The sequence below is a fragment of the Kitasatospora sp. MBT63 genome, assembly GCF_000710465.2.
In the GTDB taxonomy this organism is placed as follows: domain Bacteria; phylum Actinomycetota; class Actinomycetes; order Streptomycetales; family Streptomycetaceae; genus Kitasatospora.
Window position 1 is genome coordinate 1 of sequence record NZ_JAIZ01000035.1, and the last position, 15,943, is coordinate 15,943.

At 72.7% G+C, this 15,943-nt stretch carries 14 protein-coding genes; 9 read left to right on the forward strand and 5 right to left on the reverse strand.

Annotated features, from left to right (window positions below; translation table 11 throughout):
• Positions 1–180: 180 nt before the first annotated feature.
• On the reverse strand, positions 181–861 hold the full coding sequence (locus AA75_RS02210; protein WP_051811619.1) for a hypothetical protein: 681 nt from the start codon (positions 859–861) through the stop codon (positions 181–183).
• Between the two features lie 395 nt (positions 862–1,256).
• Between AA75_RS02210 and purN the strand changes: the two genes are divergently transcribed.
• Positions 1,257–1,916: a phosphoribosylglycinamide formyltransferase gene (gene purN, locus AA75_RS02215; protein ID WP_033817969.1), complete on the forward strand. Its 660-nt coding sequence runs from the start codon at positions 1,257–1,259 to the stop codon at positions 1,914–1,916.
• Positions 1,913–3,490: a bifunctional phosphoribosylaminoimidazolecarboxamide formyltransferase/IMP cyclohydrolase gene (gene purH, locus AA75_RS02220; RefSeq protein ID WP_033817970.1), complete on the forward strand. Its 1,578-nt coding sequence runs from the start codon at positions 1,913–1,915 to the stop codon at positions 3,488–3,490. Before purN ends, purH begins: the two co-directional genes overlap by 4 nt.
• Before the next feature lie 82 nt (positions 3,491–3,572).
• On the opposite strand, the gene AA75_RS02225 is transcribed toward purH, so the two are convergent.
• The 3 genes from AA75_RS02225 to AA75_RS48940 all read right to left on the reverse strand — a co-directional run bounded on the left by AA75_RS02225 (position 3,573) and on the right by AA75_RS48940 (position 5,234).
• On the reverse strand, positions 3,573–4,223 hold the full coding sequence (locus AA75_RS02225) for an RDD family protein (protein WP_033817971.1): 651 nt from the start codon (positions 4,221–4,223) through the stop codon (positions 3,573–3,575).
• Positions 4,224–4,377: 154 nt separating this feature from the next.
• Positions 4,378–4,803: a DUF2752 domain-containing protein gene (locus AA75_RS48935; RefSeq protein WP_158515429.1), complete on the reverse strand. Its 426-nt coding sequence runs from the start codon at positions 4,801–4,803 to the stop codon at positions 4,378–4,380.
• The gene (locus AA75_RS48940) at positions 4,800–5,234 is read right to left on the reverse strand and encodes a DUF4190 domain-containing protein (protein ID WP_051811624.1); all 435 of its coding nucleotides are present in this window, start codon (positions 5,232–5,234) and stop codon (positions 4,800–4,802) included. Before AA75_RS48940 ends, AA75_RS48935 begins: the two co-directional genes overlap by 4 nt.
• 242 nt (positions 5,235–5,476) lie before the next feature.
• Between AA75_RS48940 and AA75_RS02240 the strand changes: the two genes are divergently transcribed.
• The 6 genes from AA75_RS02240 (at position 5,477) to AA75_RS02265 (ending at position 11,013) form a co-directional block, all read left to right on the forward strand.
• Positions 5,477–6,334, forward strand: coding sequence for a bifunctional methylenetetrahydrofolate dehydrogenase/methenyltetrahydrofolate cyclohydrolase (locus AA75_RS02240; protein WP_033817972.1), 858 nt, complete (start codon positions 5,477–5,479; stop codon positions 6,332–6,334).
• 18 nt (positions 6,335–6,352) lie between these two features.
• On the forward strand, positions 6,353–6,754 hold the full coding sequence (locus tag AA75_RS02245) for a DUF3017 domain-containing protein (RefSeq protein WP_033817981.1): 402 nt from the start codon (positions 6,353–6,355) through the stop codon (positions 6,752–6,754).
• Positions 6,755–6,947: 193 nt separating this feature from the next.
• Complete coding sequence (locus tag AA75_RS02250) at positions 6,948–7,940, forward strand: malate dehydrogenase (protein ID WP_033817973.1); 993 nt, start codon at positions 6,948–6,950, stop codon at positions 7,938–7,940.
• Between the two features lie 137 nt (positions 7,941–8,077).
• Entirely contained in the window at positions 8,078–9,391 is a 1,314-nt protein-coding gene (locus AA75_RS02255) for a hemolysin family protein (RefSeq protein WP_033817974.1), read from the forward strand.
• 30 nt (positions 9,392–9,421) lie between these two features.
• Positions 9,422–10,459, forward strand: a complete 1,038-nt coding sequence (gene trpS / locus AA75_RS02260) for a tryptophan--tRNA ligase (protein WP_033817975.1) — start codon at positions 9,422–9,424, stop codon at positions 10,457–10,459.
• 5 nt (positions 10,460–10,464) lie between these two features.
• Entirely contained in the window at positions 10,465–11,013 is a 549-nt protein-coding gene (locus AA75_RS02265) for a 2'-5' RNA ligase family protein (RefSeq protein WP_233288885.1), read from the forward strand.
• 79 nt (positions 11,014–11,092) lie between these two features.
• Here AA75_RS02265 and AA75_RS02270 read toward each other — a convergent pair whose 3' ends face one another.
• Positions 11,093–14,662, reverse strand: a complete 3,570-nt coding sequence (locus AA75_RS02270; RefSeq protein ID WP_033817977.1) for a bifunctional glycosyltransferase family 2 protein/CDP-glycerol:glycerophosphate glycerophosphotransferase — start codon at positions 14,660–14,662, stop codon at positions 11,093–11,095.
• A 277-nt stretch (positions 14,663–14,939) separates the two neighbouring features.
• Between AA75_RS02270 and AA75_RS02275 the strand changes: the two genes are divergently transcribed.
• Positions 14,940–15,943: glycosyltransferase (locus tag AA75_RS02275; protein WP_082526184.1), on the forward strand; the 1,004-nt coding region annotated here is incomplete at its 3' end.

A 15,943-nucleotide genomic window follows, 5' to 3' on the forward strand; every position in this document is an offset into this window, starting at 1 on the left:
CGCGGGGAACCGCGCGAGCCGGGAGGTACGGCGCCGCCCCTACTGGTGGCCGCTCCGGTCACCCCACCAGGGGCGCGGGGAACTGCGCGAGGCGGGAGGTACGGCGCCGCGCCTTCCGAATCGCGCCGTTCCCCGCGCCCCCGGTGGGGCCGCCCCCGGTGAGGTACCCGCGGTCCCGCCTCAGAGCGAGTCGGGGTCCTTGAGCGTGACCAGCCAGCGCGGTGCCGGGTCGCTGACCTGGCAGCTGTGCCGGGCTTCGATGGTCGGGGCGTCCTGCACGCAGACGACGTAGTCGTTGTAGTAGGTGAGCGTGCCGAACCAGCCCATGGTGACCAGCACCGAGGCCGCGCCGATGAACAGGCCGGCCACCGCCGCCGGGGTCTGGGCCCCGGATGCGGCGGCCTGCGCGCCACCGAGTCCCCGCGCGCCACCGACTCCCTGCGCGCCACCGGTGCCCTGCGCCGGAGCGGCCCCCTGCGCCGTGCGGGCGCCGCGCAGGGAGCTGACCGCCCAGTACACGGCGAGCGCGCCGAGCAGCAGGGAGACCGGGAGGTAGCCGAGGAGCAGGCAGAGCAGCGCGCCGATGCCGGAGCTCAGCGCGTACCGGGCCTTGCGCTGGACCGGGTCGGTCGGGTCGAACTTGGGCGCCGGCGGCGGCGGGTTCCAGCCGCCGCCGCGGTGGCCGGGGCTCCACGGGTGCGGCGGCGGGACCTGGGGCTGCTCGCCCTGGCCCTGGTCCTCGCTGTCCGGGGCCGGCGGGCGCTGCCCGGCCGGCGGGATCCGGGGCTGCCACGGCTGATCGGGGGCGTCCGCAGGCGGCGGCGCGAACGGGTTGCGCTCGCCGGTGCTGTCTCCGCTCATGGTGTCAGCCATTCCTTCTCGTCGGTGCGGCGCTCGGGCCGCCTGCGGCCACCCGTCGGGCGGCCTGCCGGTCAATGATCTCGCAGGCGGTCGGCGGCCGTGCGGCGCCCCACCAGGTTCGGCCGGGGCGGCCGTGCGGCACCCCAGCCGGTCCGGCCGGGGCGGGCGGGCGAGATCCCCGTCTCAACTACGCGCGTAGCGTGGCCGGGTGGTTACGGGAGCCCTCTCACCAGCCGTTATCGTGGTGACGGTCGGCAGCCCAGCAGGGTTCCCGGGCCCGCCGTCCGGCGCGGTACCCGCGGCCCCGGCATTCCGGCTTGACCTGGCGCCGCCCGTAGTGGCCCCACCGACGGTGGACGTACCAGCGGGCACGACGACGTACGGAGAATCGCGCAGTGGCCGCTGCTTCCGCCCAAGTCTTTCCGCCCCGCACCCCGGGCCCGGCCCGGCTGGTGGTCCTGGTCTCCGGCTCCGGCACCAACCTGCAGGCGCTGATCGACGCCGCGGCCGACCCGGCGTACGGCGCCGAGATCCTGGCCGTGGGCGCGGACCGCGACGCCATCGCCGGCCTGGAGCGCGCGGAGCGCGCCGCGATCCCCTCCTTCGTCCACCGGATCAAGGACTTCGCCGACCGCGGCGCCTGGGACCGCGCGCTGACCGGGGCGGTCGCCGCCCACGAGCCGGACCTGGTGGTGACGGCCGGCTTCATGAAGATCCTCGGCCCGGAGTTCATCGCCGCCTTCGCCGGACGGATCGTCAACACCCACCCCGCCCTGCTGCCCGCCTTCCCCGGCGCGCACGGCGTCCCGGACGCCCTCGCGTACGGCGTGAAGGTGACCGGCTGCACCGTCCACCTGGTCGACGCCGGGGTGGACACCGGACCGATCATCGCGCAGGGCGTGGTGGAGGTCCTCGACGCCGACCACCGGGACGGCGGCGAAGCGCTGCACGAGCGCATCAAGACTGTCGAGCGCCAGTTGCTCGTCGACGTCGTGGGCCGACTGGCCCGCGAAGGTCACCGCATCGAAGACCGAAAGGTATGGATTCCGGCATGAGCGCCGCCTCCAGCACTACTCCCGTCTCCGAGAACGTACGCCCGATCCGGCGTGCCCTGATCAGCGTGTACGACAAGACCGGGCTGGAGGAGCTGGCCCAGGGCCTGCACGCCGCCGGCGTCGCCATCGTCTCCACCGGCTCGACGGCCGGCCGGATCGCCGCGGCCGGCGTGCCGGTCACCGAGGTCTCCGAGCTGACCGGCTTCCCGGAGTGCCTGGACGGGCGCGTGAAGACGCTGCACCCCCGCGTGCACGCCGGCGTCCTCGCCGACCTGCGCCTGGAGTCGCACCGCGCGCAGCTGGCCGAGCTCGGCATCGAGCCGTTCGACCTGGTCGTGGTGAACCTCTACCCGTTCAAGGCCACCGTCGCCTCCGGTGCCACCCCGGACGAGTGCGTCGAGCAGATCGACATCGGCGGTCCCTCGATGGTCCGCGCGGCCGCCAAGAACCACCCCTCGGTCGCCGTGGTGGTCGACCCGGCCCGGTACGCCGACGTCCTGGACGCCGTCAAGGGCGGCGGCTTCGACCTGGCCACCCGCAAGCGGCTGGCCGGCGCCGCCTTCGCCCACACTGCCGCCTACGACGTCGCCGTCGCCTCCTGGTTCGAGGCCGGTTACGCGCCGAGCGACGAGCGCTTCCCCGAGTTCCTCGGTGCCACCTGGGAGCGCCAGAACGTGCTGCGCTACGGCGAGAACCCGCACCAGGGCGCCGCGCTGTACAGCGACGGCACCGGCGGCCTCGCGGGCGCCGAGCAGCTGCACGGCAAGGAGATGTCCTACAACAACTACGTGGACACCGACGCCGCCCGCCGCGCCGCCTACGACCACGCCGAGCCGGCCGTCGCCATCATCAAGCACGCCAACCCGTGCGGGATCGGCATCGGTGCGGACGTCGCCGAGGCGCACCGCAAGGCGCACACCTGCGACCCGCTGTCCGCCTTCGGCGGGGTGATCGCGGTCAACCGTCCGGTCACCGTGGAGCTGGCCGAGCAGATCGCCGAGATCTTCACCGAGGTCGTGGTCGCCCCGGCGTACGAGGACGGCGCCGTCGAGGTGCTGGCCCGCAAGAAGAACATCCGGGTGCTGCGCGCGCCCGACGCCCCCGCCAACCGCACCGAGGTCCGCCCGGTCTCCGGCGGTGTGCTGCTCCAGGAGGCCGACCGGATCCACGCCGAGGGCGACGACCCGTCGACCTGGACGCTGGCCACCGGTGACGCGCTGTCCGAGGCGGAGCTGGCCGAGCTGGCCTTCGCCTGGCGGGCCTGCCGGGCCGTCAAGTCCAACGCGATCCTGCTGGCCAAGGACGGCGCCTCGGTCGGCGTCGGCATGGGCCAGGTCAACCGGGTCGACTCCGCCAAGCTCGCGGTCGCCCGGGCCGGCGAGCGGGCCCAGGGCTCGTACGCGGCCTCCGACGCCTTCTTCCCGTTCCCCGACGGCCTCCAGGTGCTGCTCGACGGCGGGGTCAAGGCCGTGGTTCAGCCGGGTGGTTCGGTCCGTGACGAGGAGGTCGTGGCGGCCGCCGCCGCGGCCGGGGTGACGATGTACCTGACCGGCACCCGGCACTTCTTCCACTGACACCGGTCCGGCGCACGCCGAAGGGCCCGTACCCCGCGCGGGGTACGGGCCCTTCTGGCTGTCCGGATCACCGGGCCCGGGACTACTGGGCCTTGACGACCACGGTGCTCATGATCTTGTCCGCGAAGGTCTGCTTCTTCGCGTCCCACAGCGGCCACAGCAGGCCGATGCAGCAGAAGCTGTCCAGGATGTGCAGCGCCTCACGGCCGAAGGCCGCGCCGAAGCTGAGCTTCTGACCGTCCGACTCGCGCACCATGCGGATGCTGACGGCCTTCTGGCCGAGCGACTGGCCGGTCGCCTTCATGGCCGCGATGCCCGCCCAGACCAGCACGTTCGCCAGCAGGATGCCGGCGTAGTACCCGCCCATGCCGGTGGTCTCGGTGTGCGGGTAGCCGCTCGCCGAGTAGGTGGTGGTGACCGACGGCTTGAGCGCGACGAAGACCACGATCCACGGGATCAGGCCGACCACGATGTGGTCGATCAGGTACGCCACCACGCGGCTGCCCCAGCCCGCGTAGAAGTTCTGCACCGTGCCCGCGTTGGAGTACGGGCCGGTCGGGTACGCGTAGCCCTGCTGCGGCGGGATGCCGTAGCCCTGCTGCTGGGGCGGCGGCGCCTGCTGCGGGTAGCCGTAGCCGGGGGCCGGCGGCGGGGCCTGCTGCGGGTAGCCGTAGCCCGGCGGCGGCGGGGGCTGCTGGCCGTACGGGTTGTTCGGGTCGGGCGGGTAGCTCATCTCTGCCTCCGGGCAGGAAAGGGACAGCGGGACGGAACAGGAGGATTCCTGTGACGGACGGGCAGTTGAGGTGCCGACCGGGTGGGACATTAGCGGAAGATACTGACACCGCGCGGGTCAATAGCGGGTCAGCAACCGTCAGGAATGCGTCGGCTCAGGGCCGGGAGATGCCCAACCGGTGCAACTGCCAGGCCCAGGACAGTGCGGCGGCGGCGGCGATCAGCGCGTTCCGCCGGCCGTTCGGCAGCTCCCACCACCAGCGCCCGGCGCCCAGCGGGGCGAACAGCAGGCCGACCGCGGCCACCACGGTGACCGGGTTCGCGGCCACCGAGGCCAGCAGGTCGCCGTGGCCGGCCTCGATGAACACCGTGGTGCTGCCGCAGCCCGGGCACGGGATGCCGGTGAACCGGCGCAACGGGCAGAGCACACCGGGGTCGTGGGCGTCGTGCAACTGCGCCACCGCCACGGCGGCCACCAGCCCGCCCGCGCCGCGGGCGAGCACGCGCAGCCAGGCACCCTTGAGGGTGCCGGCGGTGGCGGCCCAGCGGGTGGCCAGGGCGGAGGCGGACAGCGCGGTCACGGCAGGTTCTTGGTCAGGGTGTCGTAGAAGACCAGGCCGGCGATGCCGATCAGGATCGCCAGGGTGCTGAGCGCGATGCCGCCGATGGCCTGGGTGCGGCCGACGCCGGTCTTCTGCGCCCGGTTCAGCCCTGCGATGCCGAGGCCGAGCCCGATCGGGCCGAGCATCGCGCCGTAGAAGCAGATCACGATGCCGGCGAAGCCGAGCGCCATGGCGGCCGTCGCCATGCTGTTCGGCTCGGCGGCCGGCTGCGGCGGGAAGTAGGGCTGCGGCTGTGGCGGGTAGGGCTGCTGGGGGTACCCGTAGGCGGGCTGCTGGACCGGCGGCGGCACGGGCTGCTGGTACGGCGAGGGCGGCGGCGTGCCGTACGGCTGCTGCTGCGGCGGACCGTAACCGCCGTACGGATCCGGCGATTGGTACGGATTGCTCACTGTCGTCTTCCCCCGAGATCGTCCCCAGATCGTCCTGCGCCGGCCCCGTCGGCCCGTCACCGGGCCGTGGGCGGCAGGATGGCCCGGCCTTATCGTCCGGTGTCCCGCCCCGTGCTGTCCAGCCGCGTCCGCAGTGCGCACACAACTGTGGCGCAACCGCAACCAGAGGCACACGTTCCGTATCCGCGGCGCGGGCGGCCACCCGGGCACGGACTCCCGCGCCGATCCAGGACAATGGGGCCATGACTGCCCAGATTCTCGACGGCAAGGCCACCGCTGCCGCGATCAAGTCCGAACTCGCCGTCCGCGTGGCGGCCCTCAAGGAGCGGGGCATCGTCCCCGGCCTCGGCACCGTCCTGGTCGGCGACGACCCGGGCAGCCGCTGGTACGTGAACGGCAAGCACAAGGACTGCGCCGAGGTCGGCATCGCCTCGATCCAGCGCGAGCTGCCCGCCACCGCCACCCAGCAGGAGGTGGAGGACGTGGTCCGCGAGCTGAACGCGGACCCGACCTGCACCGGCTACATCGTCCAGCTGCCGCTGCCCAAGGGCCTGGACCCCAACCCGGTCCTCGAGCTGATGGACCCGGACAAGGACGCCGACGGCCTGCACCCCACCTCGCTCGGCCGGCTCGCGCTCGGCATCGAGGGCCCGCTGCCCTGTACCCCGTACGGCATCGTCGAGCTGCTGCGCCGGCACAAGGTCGAGATCGACGGCGCGGACGTGGTCGTGCTGGGCCGCGGCGTCACGGTCGGCCGCTCGATCGGCCTGCTGCTGACCCGCAAGAGCGAGAACGCCACCGTCACCCTCTGCCACACCGGCACCCGGGACCTGGCCTCGCACCTGCGCCGGGCGGACATCGTCGTGGCCGCGGCCGGCGTCGGCCACCTGGTCAAGGCGCAGGACGTGAAGCCGGGCGCGGCCGTGCTCGATGTCGGCGTCAGCCGGGACGGCGAGGGCAAGATCGTGGGCGACGTGGAGCCGGCCGTGGCCGAGGTGGCCGGCTGGATCTCGCCGAACCCGGGCGGCGTCGGCCCGATGACCCGCGCGATGCTGCTGAACAACATCGTCGAGGCGGCCGAGCGCCGCGCCGGCCACTGATCCGCCGTGGCGGCTGAGGTGACGCGCCGCACCCGGCGCCGTCCGGCGAGGACCACCGGGACGCTGCCGCCGGAGGGCGCCGGCTCGGCGCTCGACGGGGGCCATCCGCTGCCGGTCCGGCAGTGGCCGATAACGCTGGTGCTGGCCGTGGCCGCGGTCGGTCTGGCCATCACCTTCGCCGGTGGTTTCAAGATCGGCGTGTTGACGATCGGGTCCTCGCTGCTGCTCGGCGCCGTGCTGCGGCTGGTCCTGCCCGAGGTCGGGCTGCTGGCCGTCCGCAGCCGGTTCACCGACGTCTCGGTGCTGAGCGTGCTCGGGGCGGTGATCGTGCTGCTCACCCTGGTGGCCCAGCCCGATCCCTGGCTGGAGCTCCCGGTGCTCGACAACATCGGCAACCTGATCGGCCGCCAGCGGCACTGAAGGCGGTACCGACGCCGTTCCCGGGCCGGGCCGCGGGCCCGCGGGGCCGTGTGACGCATCAGCCACGCCCGTACGCGCCCGGGTCGGGCCCGTTGCGATAGCCTGGGCCAGTTCTCTCGATGTCGAGAGATCATCCTCGGCTCCAGCGCCGACGTGCCTGGGGCACGTCGGCGATTTGCTGGAGTAGGCAGAAATGACTCGCACCCCCGTCAATGTCACCGTCACCGGAGCGGCCGGCCAGATCGGCTACGCCCTGCTCTTCCGCATCGCCTCGGGCCACCTGCTCGGCGCCGATGTGCCGGTGAACCTCCGCCTCCTGGAGATCCCCCAGGGTCTGAAGGCCGCCGAGGGCGTCGCCATGGAGCTCGACGACTGCGCCTTCCCGCTGCTGCGTGACATCACCATCACCGACCAGGCCGCCACCGCCTTCGACGGCGCCAACGTGGCCCTGCTGGTCGGCGCCCGCCCGCGCACCGCCGGCATGGAGCGCGGCGACCTGCTCTCCGCCAACGGCGGCATCTTCGGCCCGCAGGGCAAGGCCATCAACGACCACGCCGCGGACGACATCAAGGTCCTGGTGGTCGGCAACCCGGCCAACACCAACGCCCTGATCGCCCAGCGCAACGCCCCCGACGTGCCGGCCGAGCGGTTCACCGCGATGACCCGCCTCGACCACAACCGCGCCGTCGCGCAGCTCGCCAAGAAGGCCGGCGTGACCGTCGAGGACATCAAGAAGGTCACCATCTGGGGCAACCACTCCGCCACCCAGTACCCGGACCTCTTCCAGGCCGAGATCGCCGGCAAGAGCGGCTTCGAGGCCACCGGCTCGGACCTCGCATGGGTCGAGAACGACTTCATCCCGACCGTCGCCAAGCGCGGCGCGGCGATCATCGAGGTCCGCGGCGCCTCCTCGGCCGCCTCGGCCGCCAACGCCGCCATCGACCACGTCCACACCTGGGTCAACGGCACCCCGGCCGGCGACTGGACCTCGATGGGCATCGTCTCCGACGGCTCGTACGGCGTGCCGGAGGGTCTGATCTCCTCGTTCCCGGTCACCACCAAGGACGGCAAGTTCGAGATCGTCCAGGGCCTGGAGATCTCCGACTTCTCCCGCGCCCGGATCGACGCCTCGGTCCGCGAGCTGGCCGAGGAGCGCGACGCCGTGCAGGAGCTGGGCCTGATCTGATCCGGCGGCCCGGCCCGCGCGGCCGGGCACCGTCGGCGCGACGGCCGAAGGCCGGACACCCTCCCGGGGTGTCCGGCCTTCGCCGCCCCCGGGACGGTCCGACGCACCCCCTCGGCCGCGTCCTAGGATGGCCAACCGTGAGTGAAACACTGCAGGACGCGGCGCTCGTCCTGGTCTTCATCATGCTGGGCGGCCTCTTCAACGTCGCGGAGATCTCGCTGATCTCCCTGCGCGAGGGCCAGATCCGGGCGCTGGAATCGGCCGGTACCCGCCGCGCCTCCCGGGCCGCGCACCTGGCCGCCGACCCCAACCGCTTCCTGGCCGCCGTCCAGGTCGGGGTGACCTGCATGGGCTTCCTCTCCGCCGCCTTCGGCGCGGACACCCTGGCGGGCAAGCTGGCACCCGTCTTCGTGGGCCTGGGCCTGTCCGAAGGGGTCGCCGACGCCGTCGCCCTGGTCGGACTCACCCTGGTGATCAGCTACGCCTCGCTGGTGCTCGGCGAGTTGACCCCCAAGCGGATCGGTCTTCAGCGGGCCGACTCGATCGCCCTGCTGGCCGCGCCGGTGGTCGACGTGATGTCGGTGGTGCTGCGCCCGGTGATCTGGCTGCTCGGCCACTCCACCAACCTGATGGTCCGGCTGCTGGGCGGCGACCCGTCGGCCGGCCGCGGTTCGATGAGCTCGGAGGAGCTGCGCGGCCTGGTCGCCGCCAACACCGAACTCGGCAGCGACGAACGGGCCCTGATCGCGGACGTGTTCGCGGCCGGCGAGCGCCAGCTGCGCGAGGTGATGGTGCCGCGCACCGAGGTCACCTTCCTGGACGCCGAGCGGCTGGTCTCCGAGGTCCGCCCGGAGACCGACTCCGCCCCGCACTCCCGCTACCCGGTGGCCGAGGGCTCGTACGACGCGGTGACCGGCTTCGTCCACGTCCGCGACCTGTACGGCGCGCGCGGCACGCCCGCCGCCCGGGTCCGCGACCTGGCCCGGCCGGTGAAGCTGCTGCCGTCCACCAAGCGGGTGCTGGAGGCGATGAGCGAGATGCGCCGCGAGGGCCACCACCTGGCGATCGTGGTCGACGAGTACGGCGGCACGGCCGGCATCGTCACCCTGGAGGACCTGGTCGAGGAGCTGATCGGCGAGATCCGGGACGAGTACGACGCCCAGGACACCACCGCCACCCGCCGCCTCGCCGGCGGCGGCGTGGAGCTGGACGGCCTGCTCAACCTCTCCGACTTCACCGAGGAGACCGGCGTCACCCTGCCCGAGGGCCCGTACGAGACGGTGGCCGGATTCGTGGTGCGCGAGCTCGGCCGGCTCCCCGAGCCGGGGGACCAGGTGCCGGTGGAGGGCGGGGCGCTGCTGACCGTCGCCAAGCTGGACGGCCGCCGGATCGAACGCATCAGGGTGAGTGCGGTCACACTGTCGATTCCTCCAGGGGCGGAAGTTTCCTGAGCGGTCGGTGAAGCTGGAACAATGGCCCGCATGGTCAATGCAGCCGCCACCGGTCCGGTGAAGGACCGTCCTCGGGTCCTCTCCGGAATCCAGCCCACCTCGGGCTCCTTCCACCTCGGCAACTACCTCGGCGCCGTGCGCCAGTGGGTGGACCTGCAGGAGGAGAACGACGCCTTCTACATGGTGGTCGACCTGCACGCGATCACCGTCGAGCAGGATCCCGACACGCTGCGCCAGAACACCCGGATCTCCGCCGCCCAGCTGCTCGGCGCGGGCCTCGACCCCGAGCGCTGCACCCTGTTCGTCCAGTCGCACGTGCCCGAGCACGCGCAGCTCGGCTGGGTGATGAACTGCCTCACCGGCTTCGGCGAGGCGGCCCGGATGACCCAGTTCAAGGACAAGTCCGCCAAGCAGGGCAGCGACCGCACCTCGGTCGGCCTGTTCACGTACCCGATCCTGCAGATCGCCGACATCCTGCTCTACCAGGCCGACGCGGTGCCGGTCGGCGAGGACCAGCGCCAGCACCTGGAGCTCACCCGGGACCTCGCCGAGCGCTTCAACAGCCGCTACGCGCCGACCTTCACGCTGCCCAAGCCGTACATCCTGAAGGAGACGGCCAAGATCCTGGACCTCCAGGACCCGACGGCCAAGATGAGCAAGTCGGCGTCGTCCGCCAAGGGCCTGGTCAACCTGCTGGACGACCCCAAGGTCAGCGCCAAGAAGTTCAAGAGCGCGGTGACCGACACCGGCACGGTGGTCTCCTACGACGAGGAGAACAAGGCCGGCGTCTCCAACCTGCTGCGCATCCACTCCGCGCTCAGCGGACAGTCGGTCGACCAGCTGGTCGAGCACTTCGAGGGCAAGATGTACGGCGCCCTCAAGACCGAGCTGGCCGAGCTGTTCACCGACTGGGTGACGCCGTTCCAGGCCCGCACCCAGGCGTACCTGGACGACCCGGCCGAACTGGACCGGGTGCTGGGCCTCGGCGGTGAGAAGGCGCGCGCCGTCGCCTCCGAGACGCTGGCCACGGTCTACGACCGCATCGGCTTCCTGGCGCCGAAGCGCTGATGCCGGTGGAGCGCACCCCCGGCGGTGACGGCCTCGGTGAGGCCGTCACCATCGGCGTGTCCATCACCGTTCCCGAGCCCTACGGCGCGCAGATCCAGGACGCCAGGGCCGGGCACGGCGACCCGCTGGCCCGCTCGATACCGACGCACGTCACCCTGCTGCCGCCGACCCCGGTCGACCCGGCCGCGCTGCCGGCCGTCGAGGCGCACCTGCGGGCCGCGGCCGTCGGCCACCGGCCGTTCCGGATGCTGCTGCAGGGCAGCGGGACCTTCCGCCCGGTCTCCCCGGTGGTGTTCGTCCGGGTCGAGGAGGGCGCGCAGGAGTGCCGCGCGCTGGAGGCGGACGTCCGCTCCGGGCCGCTCGCCCGCGAGCTGGCCTTCCCGTACCACCCGCACGTGACGGTCGCGCACGGCCTGCCCGACCCGGTCCTGGACCGGGCCTTCGAGCAGGCGCGGGACTTCCGGGCGGTCTTCGAGGTGGCCGGCTTCAGCCTCTCCCGGTTCGGACCGGACGAGGTCTGGCGCCCCTGGCGGACCTTCGGCTTCGGCGGCTGACCCCGCAAGCCCGCGGCGCGGATGCGCGACCGCCCCCGGGGACCGTCGTCGGACGGTCCCCGGGGGCGGTCGCGTACGGTCAGCCCTGCTGCAGCGGGTCCTGCCCCAGCAGCGCGTCCACCACCCGGGCCGAGGCCTGCCCGTCGTCCAGGTCGCAGTACGCCTCGCGGAACGCCTCGTACCTGTCCCGGTGGCCGGCGACCGCCGCGTCGACGTCGCGCAGCGCCGCGACCAGCTCCTCGGAGGTGCCCAGCAGCGGGCCGGGCGCCTGCGCCTCGAAGTCGAAGCTGAAGCCCCGCAGGTTGTCCCGGTAGTGCTCCAGGTCGTAGGTGAAGAACAGCATCGGCCGGCCGGTGTTCGCGAAGTCGAACATCGACGACGAGTAGTCCGTCACCAGCACGTCCGCGATCAGCAGCAGCTCCGCCATGTCGGGGTAGCTGCCGACGTCCCAGACGTAACCGTCACCGGCACCCGGCACCTGGCCGCAGGTCAGCTCGTGGCCGCGGACCAGCAGCACCTGGTCCTCGGCGAGCGCCGCGCGGGCCGCCGCCAGGTCGATCCGCAGGTCCAGCTGGTACCCGTCCTGCGGCCGGCGGCGGTCCTCCCGGAAGGTCGGCGCGTACAGCACCACCTTCTTGCCCTCCGGCAGGCCCAGGCGCTCGCGCACCCGCTCGGCGGTCTTCTCCCGGTCCGAGGCGAACAGCAGGTCGTTGCGCGGGTAGCCGCTCTCCAGCACCTCGCCCTCGAACTTGAACGCCCGCCGCAGCACCGGCGTGGCCCAGCGGCTGGCGGACACCAGCATGCTCCACTGCGGTACCTCGGCCTCCAGGTGCTCCAGGTACTCGGAGTCGGTGAACCAGACCTTCTCGAAGTCGTGGCCGACCCGCTTGAGCGGGGTGCCGTGCCAGGTCTGCAGCACCACCTGGCCGGGCCGCCGGGTGAAGAACGGCGGCAGGTGGGTGCTGGTCACCACGTACTTGGCGGTGGCCAGCGCCTCGTACCACTCCGCGGACAGCCGGCGCAGCGGCTCGACGCTGCTCGGCGCCTCGGTCTGCAGGTCGTCGGTGGTCCACAGGTGACGCAGCGCGCCGCCGCGGCGCACCAGCTCCTCGTGCACGGCGCGCGGCGAACCGGCGTACCGGCTGCCCAGCGCCGCGTGGTAGACCACCGTGTCCGACAGCGGCCGCTGCTGCATCGACGGGAACGCCTCGCGCAGCTGGCGCTGGCGGAAACCGCTGCGCTCCTCCGGATCCAGTATGTCGTGGGACTCCAGCGACAGGGTGTCGTACAGCCGGCGCTCCAGCGCGATCCGCTTGCCGCGGGCCTCCACCTCCAGCGGCAGCGCACCGTGGCAGGAGGGCGCGAGCAGCGCGGTCGGCCACAGGCTGTCCGCGGGCGCGCCGACCGGCCGGAAGAACACCTGCCAGGTGCCCTTGCGCAGCGGCACCCGGCCGGCGAAGCTCGCCGTCGGCACGGCAGGCAGCGCGGCCTTGAACCGGCCGTCCGCGATCTCCACCGGGTAGCGGTGCTCCTCCTCGCGCCACAGGTGCCGGACCACCAGCTCGTACCGGTGCACCCCGGGCAGCGGGAAGCTGCCGCCGAGCAGGAAGCCCTCGCCGTCGTCGGCCGCGGTCACCTCCTCGACCACCGGCTGCAGCACCTGGTCGGCGAACTGCAGGTACCCGCTGGGGGAGGGCTTGGAGTACAGCGCCCGGGTGTGGTCGCCGATCGGCAGGTCCAGGTGCTCCGGGACGGTGCGCTCGTCGACCACCACCGGCAGCGTGCTGCCGTCGGCCAGCAGCAGCTCCACGTCCCAGCGGTCGCGCAGCCGCTCCTCGGACGCCGGGTCGAGGGCCGCCCAGGACTCGCGCACCTCGGTCAGCCCCGCGATGGCGAAGGAGGAGCTGAACGGCACCTGACGGCCGGTCGGCACGCCGAGCTCCAGCGGGAGGACCAGCGCGCGGTCCGACTCGACGTGCTTGAGCCGCAGCCGGGCCCCGGCCAGGTCCGCACCGGAACCGACCATGCCGGACAGCGCGACCGTGCCGCGCTCGCCGGTCACCTTGACGACCCGCGCGCGCACCCGCTCCACCCGCAGGTTGAGGTGGCCGTCCTTGAGCCACGGGACGATCCGCACGTCCTGCTCGACCCAGTGCACCGGCGGGTACTCGCCGGTGTCGCTCCAGCCGCCGGACACCCGGCCCTTGTACACGCCGCCCTTGCCGACGCCGGCCACCAGCACCCGCCAGGAGCCGTCCTTCCACTGCCCGCGGTGCTTCAGCCGCTCCGGGTCGATCGAGGCGGTGAACCCGGCCCAGTCGCAGCTGTACAGCGAGTGCGGGGAGCTGGCGGTCGCCTCCGGGCTGTACATCGCCTTGGTCGGCACCGCCACCACCCGGCGGCCGCTGCTCTCGCGCAGCACCAGGCCCTTGACCATGTCGTGCCGGTTGGTGGCGCCCAGGTGCTCGGGGAACGCGTGGCCGGTCAGGTGCAGCCGGCCCTCGCTCCACTCGGCCTCGTACAGCCGGCTGCGCATCACCAGCGCGTTGTCCAGCCGCAGCACGTCCGCCGGGACGCTCTTGCGGCCGCCGCGCAGGAACGGGTAGTCGGCGTACGGGCGCAGCAGACCGCGGGCGGGCGCGGCGCCGTTGCTGTCCTTCTCGAACCGCAGCTGCTCGACCAGCTCGGCCATCCGGTTCTGCACCGTCAGGTGGTACTTCAGCCGCAGCGGCGCCCGCAGCTTGCGGACCTGCTCCGGGCCGATCGCGCGCAGCAGCCGCGCCACCGACTCCTGGTACGCGTCCCGGTACGCCTGGTCGCCCTCCAGCACGGACCAGAAGAACATCGGGATCTCCTCGACGAGGTTGTTCTCGTCGTAGGAGCGCAGGTAGCGGCGGAACTTCGGGTCCTGCTGCTCCTGCAGCCAGGACCGCACCAGCTCCATCGACTTGACCCGGTCGATGACGCCCTTGGGGTTGAACTTCATCTGCGTGATCGACATCTCGCCGACCTCGCGCTCCCGCCAGTGGTAGATCGGCTCGGAGAGCACGTCCACGCTCTTGGCGAGGTAGTGGTGCGGCACGCTGACCGGGGCGTCCTCGTACAGGATGCCCTCGGGGTAGAGGATGCCGGCGCCGTCGAAGAAGGACCGCCGGTACACCTTGTTCCACGCCGTGCGGTCGGTGACCAGGGTGGGGATGTCGGTGATGTGGGTGGTGAGCCGGGTCTCCTTGAAGGGCTTGCGGTGACCGCCCGACGGATAGAAGCCGATCGCCCGGAAACGCAGCACGTTGCCGGTGGCGAAGTCGGAGCCGGTCTGGTCCAGGGTGCCGATCATCAGCTCGTAGGCGCTCGGCGGCAGGGTGTCGTCACTGTCCACGAAGGCCAGGAACTCGGTGCCGTCGGCGATGTTCCGGTACCCGGTGTTGCGGGCGGCGCCGAGACCCTTGTTCACCTGCTTGACCAGCCGGAACCGGGAGTCCTTGGCCGCGTAGGCCTCGGCGATGGCGGCACTGGAGTCCTTGGAACCGTCGTCGACCATGACGCATTCGAAATCGCCGAAGGTCTGGGCGGCGATCGAGTCCAGGCACTCTTCCAGGTAGCGCTCGACGTTGTAGATCGGGACGACGACGGAGAGGCGGGGGGCCATCGGCTGCGCAGAGCCTTTCATCAGGTGGTGCGACCGCTCTGCCCGATTTCGGGTGAACCGGGCACTTACCGCCAGCGATCCTACCTTCCGCATCCCACGGGCGGTCCGCGCGCCCGGCCCGAAGACGCACCGCCGCGACCGGCACCGCCCCCGCACCGCACCGCCCGGACGTGCGCCGCCGGGCCCCGCCGGGCTAGGGTGCGGCTGGCCCGCCCCCGGCCCCGGCCGTCCCACCGCACCCCGGCGGGCCCGGCGCCGTCCTGGAATGAGTGATCCCATGCCCCGCTTCAGCGTGATCGTCCCGGTCTACCAGGTGGAGGACTACCTGGCCGAGTGCCTCGACTCGGTGCTGGCGCAGTCCTGCCCGGACTTCGAGCTGATCGCCGTCGACGACCGCTCCCCGGACGGCTGCGGCGAACTCCTGGACCGCGCGGCCGCCGAGGACGACCGGATCACCGTCCTGCACCTGCCCGAGAACGTCGGCCTCGGCCTGGCCCGCAACGCCGGCCTCGCCGTCGCCACCGGCGACTACGTCCTCTTCCTGGACAGCGACGACACCCTCACCCCCGGACTGCTCCAGCACGTCGACGAACGCCTGCGCGCCGGCGCCGACCCCGACATCCTGGTCTACGACTACGCCCGCACCTACTGGGACGGCCGGGTGGTGCGCAGCAGCTCCGCCGCCGTCTTCACCCGCCCGGGCCCCGACGTCTTCACCCTGGACGAGCGCCCCGACCTGCTCGACCTGCTGATGGTGGTCTGGAACAAGGCCTACCGCCGGGACTTCGTCGAGCAGCAGGGACTCACCTTCCCGGCCGGCTACTACGAGGACACCCCCTGGACCTTCCCGGCCCTGCTCGCCGCCGGGCGGATCACCCTGCTCGACGAGGTCGGCCTGCACTACCGCCAGCGCCGCGAGGGCGGCAACATCCTGGCCACCGCGAGCCGCAAGCACTTCGACATCTTCGGCCAGTACCGCCTGGTCTTCGCCTTCCTCGACGGCCGGCCCGACCTGGCCCACTGGCGGCCGGTGATCTACGCGCGGATGCTCGACCACCTCACCACCATCGTCACCAAGCCCGGCCGGATCCCGCCCGGCGACCGCCGCGAGTTCTTCCGCCGCGCCGCCGAGCACTGCGCCCCGCTGCGCCCGGCCGGCTACCGGCCGCCCGCGGGCGCCGCCGGCCTGCGCACCGAACTGCTCAGCCACGGCCGCTACCTCGCCTTCCAGGGCCTGCGCGGGCTCGCCAAGGCCCGCCGCGGCGTCGCCCGCCGGCCCCG

What these genes read in the sequence shown, in the direction of transcription:
- purH (WP_033817970.1), top strand. Translation starts at nt 1,913, where the DNA reads ATGAGCGCCGCCTCCAGCACTACTCCCGTCTCCGAGAACGTACGCCCG.
- AA75_RS02210 (WP_051811619.1), bottom strand. Translation starts at nt 861, where the DNA reads ATGAGCGGAGACAGCACCGGCGAGCGCAACCCGTTCGCGCCGCCGCCT.
- AA75_RS02250 (WP_033817973.1), top strand. Translation starts at nt 6,948, where the DNA reads ATGACTCGCACCCCCGTCAATGTCACCGTCACCGGAGCGGCCGGCCAG.
- AA75_RS02270 (WP_033817977.1), bottom strand. Translation starts at nt 14,662, where the DNA reads ATGGCCCCCCGCCTCTCCGTCGTCGTCCCGATCTACAACGTCGAGCGC.
- AA75_RS02225 (WP_033817971.1), bottom strand. Translation starts at nt 4,223, where the DNA reads ATGAGCTACCCGCCCGACCCGAACAACCCGTACGGCCAGCAGCCCCCG.
- trpS (WP_033817975.1), top strand. Translation starts at nt 9,422, where the DNA reads ATGGTCAATGCAGCCGCCACCGGTCCGGTGAAGGACCGTCCTCGGGTC.
- AA75_RS02240 (WP_033817972.1), top strand. Translation starts at nt 5,477, where the DNA reads ATGACTGCCCAGATTCTCGACGGCAAGGCCACCGCTGCCGCGATCAAG.